Annotated in this window: 12 protein-coding genes; 8 read left to right on the top strand and 4 right to left on the bottom strand. The window is 62.2% G+C overall.

Annotated elements, in window-relative coordinates; all coding sequences use genetic code 11:
* Positions 1-8: 8 nt before the first annotated feature.
* Entirely contained in the window at positions 9-371 is a 363-nt protein-coding gene (locus N2A41_RS13555; protein ID WP_170260731.1) for a DUF4189 domain-containing protein, read from the top strand.
* Between the two features lie 20 nt (positions 372-391).
* Here the strand turns inward: N2A41_RS13555 and N2A41_RS13560 are convergent, their stop codons facing one another.
* Genes N2A41_RS13560 through N2A41_RS13570 form a run of 3 tightly spaced genes read right to left on the bottom strand, consistent with a single transcriptional unit; the run spans position 392 to position 4,111 of the window.
* Positions 392-1,444 (bottom strand): ABC transporter ATP-binding protein, encoded by a 1,053-nt coding sequence (locus N2A41_RS13560; RefSeq protein ID WP_260109003.1) that lies wholly within the window; start codon positions 1,442-1,444, stop codon positions 392-394.
* Positions 1,432-3,126, bottom strand: a complete 1,695-nt coding sequence (locus tag N2A41_RS13565) for an ABC transporter permease (protein WP_260109004.1) — start codon at positions 3,124-3,126, stop codon at positions 1,432-1,434. Before N2A41_RS13565 ends, N2A41_RS13560 begins: the two co-directional genes overlap by 13 nt.
* Before the next feature lie 7 nt (positions 3,127-3,133).
* Positions 3,134-4,111, bottom strand: a complete 978-nt coding sequence (locus N2A41_RS13570; protein WP_260109005.1) for an ABC transporter substrate-binding protein — start codon at positions 4,109-4,111, stop codon at positions 3,134-3,136.
* A 206-nt stretch (positions 4,112-4,317) separates the two neighbouring features.
* On the opposite strand from N2A41_RS13570, the gene N2A41_RS13575 reads away from it, so the two are divergent.
* From N2A41_RS13575 to N2A41_RS13590, 4 genes are all read left to right on the top strand, one after another.
* Positions 4,318-5,034: a hypothetical protein gene (locus tag N2A41_RS13575; RefSeq protein WP_260109006.1), complete on the top strand. Its 717-nt coding sequence runs from the start codon at positions 4,318-4,320 to the stop codon at positions 5,032-5,034.
* Positions 5,035-5,079: 45 nt separating this feature from the next.
* Positions 5,080-6,216 (top strand): CASTOR/POLLUX-related putative ion channel, encoded by a 1,137-nt coding sequence (locus N2A41_RS13580; protein ID WP_260109007.1) that lies wholly within the window; start codon positions 5,080-5,082, stop codon positions 6,214-6,216.
* Positions 6,217-6,315: 99 nt separating this feature from the next.
* The gene (locus N2A41_RS13585; protein WP_260109008.1) at positions 6,316-7,371 is read left to right on the top strand and encodes an aldo/keto reductase; all 1,056 of its coding nucleotides are present in this window, start codon (positions 6,316-6,318) and stop codon (positions 7,369-7,371) included.
* A 205-nt stretch (positions 7,372-7,576) separates the two neighbouring features.
* Positions 7,577-8,620 (top strand): DUF2278 family protein, encoded by a 1,044-nt coding sequence (locus N2A41_RS13590; protein ID WP_260109009.1) that lies wholly within the window; start codon positions 7,577-7,579, stop codon positions 8,618-8,620.
* Between the two features lie 302 nt (positions 8,621-8,922).
* Here N2A41_RS13590 and N2A41_RS13595 read toward each other — a convergent pair whose 3' ends face one another.
* A complete protein-coding gene (locus tag N2A41_RS13595) occupies positions 8,923-10,143 on the bottom strand; it encodes an aminotransferase-like domain-containing protein (protein WP_260109010.1) in 1,221 nt (406 codons plus the stop codon).
* A 267-nt stretch (positions 10,144-10,410) separates the two neighbouring features.
* Between N2A41_RS13595 and N2A41_RS13600 the strand changes: the two genes are divergently transcribed.
* The 3 genes from N2A41_RS13600 (at position 10,411) to N2A41_RS13610 (ending at position 12,442) form a co-directional block, all read left to right on the top strand.
* Positions 10,411-11,508, top strand: a complete 1,098-nt coding sequence (locus N2A41_RS13600) for a branched-chain amino acid aminotransferase (protein WP_260109011.1) — start codon at positions 10,411-10,413, stop codon at positions 11,506-11,508.
* Positions 11,509-11,855: 347 nt separating this feature from the next.
* The gene (locus N2A41_RS13605) at positions 11,856-12,065 is read left to right on the top strand and encodes an AbrB/MazE/SpoVT family DNA-binding domain-containing protein (protein ID WP_017964988.1); all 210 of its coding nucleotides are present in this window, start codon (positions 11,856-11,858) and stop codon (positions 12,063-12,065) included.
* Positions 12,065-12,442: a type II toxin-antitoxin system VapC family toxin gene (locus tag N2A41_RS13610; RefSeq protein WP_017964989.1), complete on the top strand. Its 378-nt coding sequence runs from the start codon at positions 12,065-12,067 to the stop codon at positions 12,440-12,442. The genes N2A41_RS13605 and N2A41_RS13610 overlap by 1 nt, the downstream gene beginning before the upstream one ends.
* Positions 12,443-12,531 lie beyond the last annotated feature (89 nt).

Here is a 12,531-nt window from a genome sequence, read left to right on the forward strand (position 1 = left end):
GGCATTTCATGAAGCGGGTTCTTGCATCGTTTGCGGTTCTGACGTCCCTCGCCGGCGCGGCCCTTGCCGACACCTACGGCGCCATCGCCTACTCGCCCTCGACGAGCGCCACCGGCTGGTCCTATGCTTATGACACTCGCGGCGACGCAGAAACCGTTGCCCGACGCAATTGCGACAGCAGCGCCAACGATTGTCGCATCGCTATCTGGTTCCGAAACGGCTGCGGCGCGGTAGCCGTCGGCCGTCGCAGCGGCTGGGGCTCCGGCTGGGGTTATGATGGCCGCGAGGCCCAGCGCCAGGCGATCGGCAGCTGCAACCGGCAAACCGGCGGCTGCCGCGTCATCCGCTGGCAATGTTCCGGCAGCGAATGATTTTGGCGGGGCACGGCGTCTCAAAGCCGCCACGCCGCGCGTACCGATAGCCTGAGGCTGTCACCCGTCCGGACGGGAAAACGGGCATAGGCCCGCAGCACCTGATTGTCGGTGAGGACGAGCTTCAGCGCATAACGCTCGCCCTCGAAGAGCACGGACTCGACCATCGCCGCGATCCCCTCGCCGGCGGTATTCTCGCCGGAGACCATAACATCTTCCGGCCGGACGAGGACATCGACCCTGTCGCCGTTGGCTGCCCTGGTAACAGTGCCAGCAAACATCGGCTCCAGCGCCTGCCAATCCAGCGCCCTGTTGTCACCAGCAGCACGCGGCAGCGACACGATCGCGCCTCGCCCGATCAGCCCGCCGACGATGCGTCCTTCCGGCCGCGCGTAGATCTCGACGGGAGCCGCCACCTGCAGCAGCCCCCCTTCCGACATGACGGCGACGTCGGTCGCGAGCGCCATTGCCTCGCTCTGGTCGTGGGTGACGTAGATCATCGTTGCGCCCGAGCGCTGGTGGAACTCGCGAAAAGTCTCCTCCATCTCCTGTTTCAGATGCCGGTCGAGATTGGCGAGCGGCTCGTCGAGCAGCACCACGTCGGGTGATGTCACCAGGCAGCGGGCGAGCGCGACGCGCTGGCGCTGGCCGCCGGAGAGATCGGCTGGAGGCCGTTCGGCATAGTCGGCAAGCCGCACGATGCCGAGCGCGTCGCGCACCTTCGTTCGGTAGGCCTCGCCCGAAATGCCGCGCACCTTGAGGGGATAGCCGACATTGTCGGCGACACTCATATGCGGCCAAAGCGCATAAGACTGGAAGACCATCGCCATGTTGCGCTTTTCCGGCGGCAGCGACTGCGCGGCATCGGCAAGCAATCGCTCGCCGAGATGGATGGAGCCGTCGCTCGGCGTCTCGAAACCGGCGATCATGCGCAGTACCGTCGTCTTGCCGCAGCCGGAAGGCCCGAGCAGCGCCAGGAAGCCGCCCTCGCGCACCTCGAGCGAAAAACCGCTGACGGCGGCCCGACCTGTACCAAAATCCTTGCCGAGCTGGTTGAGGGTCAGCCTCGCCATGGGACCACTCCTTTCGGCAGCCGTTTCGCCAAAAGTTCGAGCAGCAACATCAGCACGATGACCATGAGGACGACGAGCACCGAAAGCGCCGAGGCAAGGTCGGAGCTGCCGCTGTCGTCGAGATTATAGATGGCGACGCCGAGTGTCTGCGTGCCGGCCGACCAGAGCAGCGCCGAGATCGTCAGCTCGTTGCAGGCGATCAGGAAGACGAGGATGACCGATGCGCCGGCGGCGGGCGCAATCAGCGGCACGATGATATCGAAAAGCCGGCGGAAGAAGCCGGCCCCGGAAAGCCGCGCCGCCTCTTCCAGCGCCGGATCGAGCTGGTGGAAGGCGCTGACCACCGGCTTCAGGCTGACGGCAAAGAAGGAGGAGAAATAGGCGATCAGGATGATCCAGATCGTGCCGTAGAGCGAGACGTGCAGGATTGGAATCGGTGCTGCGAACACCAGGATGAAGCAGACCGCGATGACGATACCGGGCAATGAATAGGGTATCTCGATCAGGCTCGAGACGATGCGGGAAGCCAGATCCCTGCGTCGTGCCAGCGCATAGGCCGCAAGCATCGTCACCACGAGGAGACAAAGCGCGGTCGCGCCGGCAAGTGACAGCGAGTTGATGAAGGCGGTGCGCGTCACCGCCTGCCGAAACAGGATCTCCTCAAAAGCATGCAGCGACATGGTTTTAAAGGTGAGCGGCACGCCATAGGCCGGCACCAGCGCGCCGGCGACAAGCGCGAAGAAGGGTGCTGCCAGCATGAAGAACAGGATCGCCCATACGAGCGGTGTGAAAACAAGGCGCCAGGCGCCGAGTTCGAAGGCCGCACTCGCCCCGGATAACCCGATGACGCGGTAGTCGCGGTCGCGCAGCGCCCGGTCCTGGATCATCAACCCGACGACCGAGATGCTGGCGATGATTGCCGAGAGCACGGCGACGTCGCCGAAGGTACGGCTGGTGAAGGCGGAAAACTTGGTGAAGATCAACGTCGGCAGCGTGAAGATCGAGGCCGGAATGCCCAGAATGGCGGGAATGCCGAAATTGCCGGTGCAGGAGACGAAGGAGATCGCCGCACCCGCGATGATGCCGGGCAGCGACAGGGGCAGAATGATGTCGCGGAAAACCCGCAGGCTGGAAGCGCCGGAAAGCCGCGCGGCTTCGACCCCGTCGCGCGGCAGCGTCATCAGCCCGGCTCGGAGCGCCAGATAGACCAGCGGCGCATGCTGCACGCCATTAAGCAGCGCGATGCCGCCCACCGAATAGAGCGGCTGCGGCGAGCCGAGCGGCGGAGCGATGTGCAGCGCCTTCAACAGCGGGCTGGAGGGGCCTGACATCTGCACCCAGGCCAGCGCCGTCACCTGCGGCGGGATCATCATCGGCAGCACGAAGAAGAAGCTGAGCAGCCCCTTGCCGCGGATATCGGTCAGCGTCAGCAGGAAAGCAAAGAGGCAGCCGATGACAAGCGAGATGATCGTGCCCAAAATGGCAGTGACGATCGTGTAATAGGTTGCGGACCAGAGCGAGGCTTCGCTCAGAACCGTCATCACGCCGCCATTGGCGAAAGCCGCGATCCCGACCATGGCAAGACGGGCGAGCGGCAGCACGCTGAGCATCAGGACGATGATGACGACAAAAGGAAACAGCCAGGCGGGCTGGCTGTTTCCGGTTTTGATGTATCCGTGCATGAAAGGATCAGTTCGAGCGGTAGATGCCCGAGAAGGTCTTGAGATCCTCATCGGTATTCTTCAACGCTTCGGGCGCCTTGATCGGCAGGATCTTGATGGTGTCTCGCGCCGGAAAGCCTTCCGGCAGCTTCATGCCGTTGCGGGCCGGGATGTAGCCGAGCTTCAGGAAGCCTTCCTGGCCCTTTTCGGAGAGCACGTAATCGACGAACGTCTTGGCGGCATCGGCGTTCTTGGTGCTGGCAAGGATGCCGACCGGCTCGGTGACGGCCGAAACGCCTTCGCTCGGGAAGACGAACTCGACCGGAGCGCCCTTGGCCTTCTCGCGGATCGGCAGGTAATCGACGACCATGCCGTAAGCCTTCTCACCCGAGGCGACGGACTTCAGCACGGCGCCGTTGCCGCCGGCCGCGATTGCGCCGTTTTCCGCGAGCGACTTGTAGAAGTCCCAGCCAAGGCCGGGAACGGCGGCGAGCGTCTGGGCGTGGATGAGGGCCGCACCCGAGGCAAGCGGGCTCGGCATGGTGACGAGGCCCTTGGCTTCCGGCTTGGTCAAGTCCTTCCAGCTCGCCGGCTTCATCGCGGCCGAGGTATTGTAGATGATGCCTGTCGTGATCAGCTTGGTCGAGTAGTAGTAACCGTCGGCGTCGTAGAGGGCGGCGTCGTACCCTGCGGCTTCCGGCGACTTGTAGGCCATGAGCTTTCCATCTTGCTTGAGGCGCTCCAGCGTCACCACGTCGGCAATCAGCAGAACATCGGCAACCGGGTTGCCGGCCTGGATCTCGGCCTGCAGCTTGGCCATGATCTTCGGCGTGCCGTCGCGAACCCAGTCGACCTTGATATCGGGATTGGCAGCCATGAAGCCGTCGACCGTCGCCTGTGCGTCTTCGTTCGGCTGGCTGGTATAGAGAACGAGGTTTGCGGCGGACGCCGGAATGGCAAACAGGCTCGCGGCGAGAAGCGCTGCGGCGGAAACGATGGTTTTCATGGGGAAGATCCTCGATTTCGATACCCCTCCCTTATTAGGGGTCGTTGACAGACATGTGACAGCGCGCCGCAGCCGACGCGGCCCATTCCCACAACCTTCCTTGGTGGTTCGCCTGCCCTGCCGACAATACAGTTGATCGCCCCCTCGATTTCTGGAATCGCCTATGGACGCGGCCCGATCCGGGCCGATTCGAGGGGATGGCAAGAATGAGACGGACACCCTGGCGCGCGCGCCTGCGCTACCAGTTCGACAAGAGCATGGCCGCCGGCCCGATCGCCCTGATCGGCTGGCTGGCGGTGATATCGCTGGTTGTCATCATCGCTGCAGGTCTGCTGCTTGCGCTGACCGGTATTGCGCCCGACGGCGGCGAGCATATGAGCTTCGTCGAGGGTGCCTGGGAATCGCTGATGCGCACTATGGACGCCGGCACGATGGGCGGTGATATCGGCTGGCCCTTCCGCGGCGTCTCCCTTGTCGTCACCATATCGGGCATCTTCGTCTTCTCGGCCCTGATCGGCGTGCTGAGTTCCGGCATCGAGGAAAAGCTGGATGACCTGCGCAAGGGCCGCTCGCAGGTGCTCGAAAACGACCATACGATCATCTTCAACTGGTCGCCCTCAATCTTCGACGTCATCTCCGAACTCGTCATTGCCAACACCAGCCGGCGCCGCCCGCGCATTGTCATCATGGCCGCCAAGGACAAGGTGGAGATGGAGGACGAGCTTGCCGACAAGATCGAAAATCTCAGGAACACCCGTATCATCTGCCGCAGCGGCGATCCGACTGATCTTTACGACATCAGCATCGTCAATCCGCACACCTCGCGCTCGATCATCGTGCTGTCGCCGGAAGGCGACCATGCCGATTCCGAAGTCATCAAGACGGTGCTCGCCCTCGTCAACGATCCCGGCCGCCGCAAGTAGCCCTACCAGATCGCCGCCGAAATCCGCGACACCAGGAATGCCGAGGTGGCGCGCATCGTCGGCGGCAAGGAATTGCAACTGGTGCTTGCCGACGACCTGATCTCGCGCATTGTCGCCCATTCCAGCCGCCAGTCGGGCCTGTCAGGCGTCTATTCCGAACTGCTCGATTTCGAAGGCTGTGAGATCTATACGCTCGAGCAGCCCGAACTCTCCGGTAAAAGCTTCGGCGCCGCGGTGATGATGTACGAGACCTCGACGCCGATCGGCTTCTGCGACAACGAGGGCGCGGTCCATCTCAACCCGCCGGCAAACCGCAACTTCCTGCCCGGCGAGCGCGCCATCATCATCGCCGAAGACGATGCCGCGATCAAAAGCGCCGCCGCCGAGATGCGTGTCGACAAGGAGGCGATCCGGGCTCCAGTGACACGCGAGGCAAAGGCGGAGCGCACGCTGATGCTCGGCTGGAACCGCCGCGGCCCGATCATCGCCCGCGAGCTGTCGCGTTATGTCGCCCCGGGTTCGCAACTCACCATCGCCGCCGATACGCCCGATATCGAGGAGGAGGTTCGTGGCCTGACGTTTGCAAGCGACAACATGGCGGTCACCTGCCGCGTCACCGACACCAGCAGCCGCGCCGAACTCGACGACCTCGATATTCCCGGCTACGACCACGTGCTTGTGCTTGGCTACTCCGACCACATGGCCGCACAACCCGCCGACACCCGCACGCTCGTCACCCTTTTGCAGCTACGCCGGATCGCCGAGAAGACCGGCCGCCACATCGGCATCGTCAGCGAGATGATCGACGTGCGCAACCGTGAGCTTGCCGCCGTAACCCGCGCCGACGATTTCGTCGTCAGCAACAAGCTCGTCAGCCTGATGCTGGCGCAGGCCTCCGAGAACGGCCAGATGGCGGCGATCTTCGACGAACTGCTCGACGAGGACGGCTCGGAAATCTACATGCGCCCGGTCACCGACTACGTTTCGATCGACAAGCCGCTGACCTTCTATACGATCTGCCTTGCGGCGCTACGCCGCGGCGAGGTCGCGATCGGCTATCAACGGCAGCGGCAGGGAGAAGCCGACGCCCGCAATCTTTCCGGCGTCGTCGTCAATCCCGGGAAATCGGATCTTCTGGCCTTTGCCGAGGCCGATCGCCTGATCATCCTCGCCCGCCAGTGAACCCGCGTGTGAGAGTTCACGCAGGCGTGAACGCGCGGCAATTTGCCATTGCCGTGCTTTGCGCTACGTCACTCACATTTCGATGAGGGAGGAATTTCAATGGAATATCGTCTGCTCGGCCGTTCCGGCCTGAAGATCTCGACTTTGACCATGGGCACGATGACCTTCGGTGGCGTCGGCTGGGCAAAGACCGTCGGCGACCTCGGCGTCGCCGAGGCGCGCAAGATGATCGACATATGCATCGATGCCGGCATCAACCTGATCGACACTGCCAATGCCTATTCATCGGGCGAATGCGAAAACATCATCGGCGATGTGCTCGGCGGCAAGCGACCGCAGGGCGTGTTGCTCGCCACCAAGGCCCGCTTCAGCATGGGCGACGGCCCGAACGACCAGGGCCTGTCGCGCTACCACCTGATCCGCGAATGCGAGGCGAGCCTCAAGCGCCTGAAAACCGATGTCATCGACCTTTACCAAGTGCATGAATGGGACGGCCAGACGCCGCTGGAAGAGACGATGGAAGCGCTCGACACCCTGATCAGGCAGGGCAAGGTGCGTTACGTCGGTTGCTCGAATTATTCCGGCTGGCACATCATGAAGGCGCTCGGCATCGCCAACGAGCACCGGTACCAGCGCTTCGTCAGCCAGCAGATCCACTATACGCTGGAGGCGCGCGACGCCGAATACGAGCTGCTGCCGATCTCGATCGATCAGGGACTCGGCGTGCTGGTCTGGAGCCCGCTCGCCGGCGGCCTGCTCTCCGGCAAGCATCGCCGCAACCAGGCAGCGCCCGAAGGCACGCGCCAGTTCGCCGGCTGGACCGAACCGCCGATCCGCGACGAGAACCGGCTCTGGAATATCGTCGAGACGTTGGTCGCGATCGGCGAAGAGCGCGGCGTTTCGGCGGCACAGGTGGCGCTCGCCTGGCTGATCGGCCGCAAGGCCGTGACCTCGGTCATCATCGGCGGCCGCACCGAAGCCCAGTTCCGCGACAACATCGCCGCTGCCGAGCTGAAACTCACGGACGACGAACGCAAGCGCCTCGACGCGGTCAGCTTGCCGCCGGTGATCTATCCCTATTGGCATCAGCTGAACACGGTTAGCGACAGGCTTGGTGAAGCCGACCTGGAGCTTTTCGGCCCGCATCTCCAGTAATAGGCGATAGCGGATCCGGCGTTGCACGGCGGAAGACAAAGCATGTCGCGCAAAAGTATGCAGCGGTTTTGCGACCGCGACATGCTCAATCAAAGACCTAAAGTGTGGCAGGCGAATCTGAAAGATCGCGCCATACTTTAGCCGTCACAAAAGATGCGCTTTCGCCGTGTTATCGTAAGACCCCGCCACTCCCGCGAGGTTCTCCATGCTGAAGAATTACAACGTCCTGAAGGGTACGGCGAGCGCACTCGCTCTTGACGACGACAACGATCCGCACATCGAGATCCGCATTGAGGCGAACGGCGTCAGCTACCGCATCGCGCTCAACGTCCGCTCCAAGGAATCGCCACACGACTTGCTCTACGCCAATATCGTCGATTTCAAGCACCCGGCGCTGACCGAGGCGCTCGAAGCCCTGCCGATGGGCCTGACCGACATCCGCAAGGACCGTCCGGAGCTTGCCATCGACTATGTCCGCGGCGGGCTGATCGAGCGCGAGGACATGAATGTCGCGCCCTTTCAGCTCACCGGCCCGAAGAACGACCTGCGTGACTTCATCGAGCCGATCGTCCAGGAGGGCATTGTCGATTCCGACGTACACTTCTACGCCTTCGGCGAGGCCTGGGGGCCTGAGAACAACAAGCCGGACCAATATTTCGACTTCGAACCGGGCAACGGCATCCACGACATCCACATGAACCAGGGCGACGGCGGCAGCTTCAAGGCCACCAACGGGCCGAACCAGGATGGCGCCCTGCTCGTCCATTTCAACGATACCGACGAATGGGCGGCGATCTTCCTCTGCTTCCAGTCGCAGAACTGGAACACCGATGCGATGACCGGTCATCCGCTTTCCGACAGCCGCGGCGGCCAGGGCCGCGGCGAAGGCACACGCCGGCCGCAGCCGATCGTCGCCTCGTCGCTGCGCATCGTCGCCGCGCTGATCAACCCGGTGAACGGCGAAGGCGGCACCGAGGCCGAAACGGTAACGATCATCAACCGCTCCGACATGGAGGCATCGCTCGACGGCTGGAAGCTGGAGGACGAAAACGGCAGGAGCCAGACGCTGTCGGGATCGCTTAGCGCCGGCGAGTTGCGCACCATAGCGCTCGATGCCGCAGCCGGCGGCCCGCAGCTTGCCAACAGGGGCGGCGACATCATCCTGCGCAATGCCGACGGCGCCGTGGCCGACCGGGTCGGCTACGGCAAGAGCGAGACGGCGAACGAAGGTTGGACGACGATCTTCTGATCGGCGCCCTGGCTGCCTGGTTTGCAAAACGGGGAGCCTATGGAGCTGTATGGCTTGTGCCACATGTTGCTCTTCGCCTGCGCTCAGTGCATTCGCGGCTCTCTGCCGCTCACCCCCTCAACCGGCTGCCGCCACCTTCTCCCCGCTGGGGAGAAGAGATTCGCGGCAACGCCTCGCCTCCTCGAAAGCGTTCGTTATGGAAGCGAAAGCTTACGGCTTGCTTCCTCTTCTCCCCAGCGGAGAAGGGGGCCCGAAGGGTCGGAAGGGGGCCGCACGGCACGCCCTCTCCTCAACCTCTCACGTCAGCCGCCGATTTCGGCCGAGATCAGCGCGCTCAGGCGGCCGATGCCGTCTTCGATCATCTGCTCGTTGGCGCAGGAGAAGCTGACTCGGAAGGTGTTGGCGCCTGAACCATCGGCGAAGAACGCCTTGCCGGGCACGAAGGCGACCTTGGCGGTTTCGAGTGATTTCGCCAGCAGCTTGGCGCCGTCCATGCCCTCGGGCAGCGTGATCCAGATGAACATGCCGCCCTCCGGCTTCGTCCAACTGGTGCCTTCCGGCATGTATTTGTCAAGTGCGGCCAGCATGCAGTCGCGGCGCTTGCTGTAGGCGGCCTTGATCTTGGCGACCTGCGCATCGAAGCCGCGCTCGGCGACATCTGATATCGTCATCTGGTTGATCGTCGAAGAATGCAGGTCGGCCGCCTGCTTCATCAGCACCAGCTTGCGGATGACGGGCGCGTTTGCGACGATGAAGCCGACGCGAAGACCGGGTGCCAGCGTCTTCGAGAAGCTGCCGCAATAGATCGTGCGCGTATCGTTGATATGGCCCTTCTCGGCGATCTCGAGCGCCAGGATCGGCGGGATCGGATCGCCGTCGTAACGCAGCGACTGGTAGGCCGCATCCTCGATGAGGGCGATGTCGAGATCTTCTGCCAGTGCCAAGACCTTTTTGCGGCCGTCGAGATCGACGGTCTCGCCGGTCGGGTTGGAGAAGTCGGCGGAAAGATAGGCGAACTTCACCTTGCCGCCGGCAGCGGAAGCGGCCGCGCGGTAGGACTCGGGCGTCCGATTACCGTTCGGCGTCAGCTGGTCGTAGGCTGGTTCATAGGCGTTGAAGGCCTGCAGCGCGCCGAGATAGGTCGGCCATGTCACGAGTGCGGTGTCATCAGGCGACAGGAAGAGCTTGCCGAGATAATCGAGACCCTGCTGCGAACCGGACACGATGAAGACATTGTCGAGCTCGCAAGGGATGCCGAGAGCCGCCATCTGCCCGACCAGCCATTCGCGCAGCGGCTTGTAGCCCTCGCTGACCGAATATTGCAGCGCCGAATTGACGGCGGCGCCGTCGAAGATATCGGCATAGGCCTGCTTGAATTCCCGATCCGGAAACAGCGCCGGATCAGGAATGCCGCCGGCAAAGGAGATGATGTCGGGCCGGTCGAGAAGCTTTAAGAGCTCGCGGATTTCGGATGCGCGCATGCGCGACGAGCGCGACGCAAACATGGTGTCCCAGTTCAGCATGGAGTTTCCTCGTATTTTCTATACCGCCGACAAATCATGCCGCGGAAATTATGTCAATAATACTGACCTATTTTCTTGTCACGGTGACAAGTGTAGACGCCATCCGATATCAAGGCGCTCGATCCAGAATTTGCTGCTCGATGTCAGCCCCATCAAGCGATTATTCCGCTGATCAAAGCCGAAACCGGCCGATTCAGACCTTTCCAAGACCAGCCCGGCGGCAGTAGTGTCGCCGCCACTATTCAATGTACTATCAAGGTGCCAGCAATGACCGCGACGACCCCTCCTGAAATCAAAATCGAACTCCACAAGTCTCCCGTCTCCGACGCCGACCGCATAAAGGCACTGGCGACGCCCGGCTTCGGCAAGGTCTTCACGGATCATATGGTCCTGGCACGATGGACTGCCGACAAGGGCTGGCATGATGCGAAGGTTACGCCGAGGCGTCCTCTGGAGCTCGATCCTGCAAGCGCCGTGCTGCACTATGCTCAGGAAATTTTTGAAGGCATGAAAGCCTACAAGGCAGATGATGGCCGGATCCTGCTCTTTCGGCCTGAAGAGAACGCCCGCCGCTTCATGCAGTCGGCAAACCGCATGGCGATGCCTCCCGTGCCGGAAGAACTCTTCCTGAAGGCGGTCGAAGAACTGGTCCGCGTCGACAAGGCCTGGATTCCGTCCGGCGACGCCAGCCTGTACATTCGCCCCTTCATGTTCGCCAACGAGGCGTTTCTCGGCGTTCGTCCGGCTCAGGAATATATCTTCTGCATCATCGCCTCTCCGGTCGGCGCCTACTTCAAGGGCGGCGCGAAGGCCGTCTCCCTTTGGGTCGAGACCGAATACACCCGTGCAGCCAGCGGCGGCACGGGTGCGGCAAAATGCGGCGGAAACTACGCAGCCAGCCTCGTGGCGCAAGCCGAGGCGTCGAAGAAGGGTTGCGATCAGGTCGTCTTCCTGGACGCCGCAGAGCACCGCTGGGTCGAAGAACTCGGCGGCATGAACATCTTCTTCGTGATGAACGATGGATCAGTAGTGACCCCGCCCCTTGGCGGCACGATTCTGCCGGGCATCACCCGGGCCTCCGTGATCGTACTCGCCGAAGAAAGGGGCTTGCGCGTCGAGCAGCGCCCCTACTCGTTCGCGGAATGGCAAGACGACGCTGCCAGTGGCAGGCTCGCCGAAGCCTTCGCTTGCGGCACTGCCGCGGTCCTGGCGGGCATCGGCCTGGTTCGACATGCCGGCGGCGAATTTCCAGTCGGAGACGGACACACCGGCAAGTTGACCAGCGAACTGCGCCAGCAGCTCGTCAGTCTGCAGAAGGGCGTAACGAACGATGAGCACGGCTGGACGCGCCTCATCCCGGCCTGAAATCCGGACGTTCCACACCAACGGCGGCGTCAGCACCGACATGGTGGACGCCGCTTTCCGCCTCGCCCGGAAAAGCCGTCGGGCTGGCGATCTATTCCGCCCTCGTCGGAGTTCGTTTCGATCTGCACGATACATTACGTATGTTCTTCGAGCCGACAGCCATTAAGCAATCCGCGGATCGCTTTCGAAACGGACGCCGCCCGGTTTTTTGGGGCCAAGTCAGCCGGGAAAAACCATCGTCAACTTCCCATTTGGCGACAGAAATAGTACCGACGCCAAAACGGTTCGCCATTGACCGATGCCAAGTGATTTCTTACTATCTATTAATCGATAGAGGAAAGGCAAGAATGGCAACCGCAACCCTCTCTACAAAATTCCAGATCTCCATTCCCAAGGAAGTGCGCGAACAACAACACTGGTCGGCGGGACAGGAATTCGTGTTCATTCCCAAAGGCAAAGGCGTATTGCTAATGCCGGTCCCGACGCTTGCCGATCTTCGCGGCATCGCCGAAGGTGCAGACAAGACAAACTACCGCGACCGGAACGACCGTTTCTGATGCGCGTGATCGACAGCTCCGCATGGATAGAATGGCTGACGAAAAGTGCTGCTGGAATCCAGCTGCAGGCCGAAATCCCGGAACGCGATCAATGCATCGTTCCGACGATCGTGCAGCTCGAGCTTTCCAAATGGCTGGCACGCGAAAAGGACGAGGAAGCCGTCGACAGCTTCATCGCTTATACCGCAACATGCATGGTTGTTTCTCTCGACACGACGCTTGCTCGCCGTGCTGCCGAAATATCGGCAGCCCATAAACTCGCCACCGCCGATGCGATCATTTATGCAACCTCGGAGCGCCACGATGCCGATATCCTGACCTGCGATGCCCATTTCAAGGATCTCGAACGCGTCATCTATATCGATAAAAAAGACTGATCCGCATGTGACCCAAGCCCTCGACGGCTGGGCACAACGGTTCTATCACAAACCGGGAAATGATAATCTGGCATCTGGAATGGCTGAAA

This window comes from Rhizobium sp. SRDI969 (assembly GCF_025152725.1).
In the GTDB taxonomy this organism is placed as follows: domain Bacteria; phylum Pseudomonadota; class Alphaproteobacteria; order Rhizobiales; family Rhizobiaceae; genus Rhizobium; species Rhizobium leguminosarum_I.

Coding starts and splice junctions, on each gene's coding strand:
- N2A41_RS13555 (WP_170260731.1), top strand. CDS start 9: ATGAAGCGGGTTCTTGCATCGTTTGCGGTTCTGACGTCCCTCGCCGGC.
- N2A41_RS13560 (WP_260109003.1), bottom strand. CDS start 1,444: ATGGCGAGGCTGACCCTCAACCAGCTCGGCAAGGATTTTGGTACAGGT.
- N2A41_RS13565 (WP_260109004.1), bottom strand. CDS start 3,126: ATGCACGGATACATCAAAACCGGAAACAGCCAGCCCGCCTGGCTGTTT.
- N2A41_RS13570 (WP_260109005.1), bottom strand. CDS start 4,111: ATGAAAACCATCGTTTCCGCCGCAGCGCTTCTCGCCGCGAGCCTGTTT.
- N2A41_RS13575 (WP_260109006.1), top strand. CDS start 4,318: ATGAGACGGACACCCTGGCGCGCGCGCCTGCGCTACCAGTTCGACAAG.
- N2A41_RS13585 (WP_260109008.1), top strand. CDS start 6,316: ATGGAATATCGTCTGCTCGGCCGTTCCGGCCTGAAGATCTCGACTTTG.
- N2A41_RS13590 (WP_260109009.1), top strand. CDS start 7,577: ATGCTGAAGAATTACAACGTCCTGAAGGGTACGGCGAGCGCACTCGCT.
- N2A41_RS13595 (WP_260109010.1), bottom strand. CDS start 10,143: ATGCTGAACTGGGACACCATGTTTGCGTCGCGCTCGTCGCGCATGCGC.
- N2A41_RS13600 (WP_260109011.1), top strand. CDS start 10,411: ATGACCGCGACGACCCCTCCTGAAATCAAAATCGAACTCCACAAGTCT.
- N2A41_RS13605 (WP_017964988.1), top strand. CDS start 11,856: ATGGCAACCGCAACCCTCTCTACAAAATTCCAGATCTCCATTCCCAAG.
- N2A41_RS13610 (WP_017964989.1), top strand. CDS start 12,065: ATGCGCGTGATCGACAGCTCCGCATGGATAGAATGGCTGACGAAAAGT.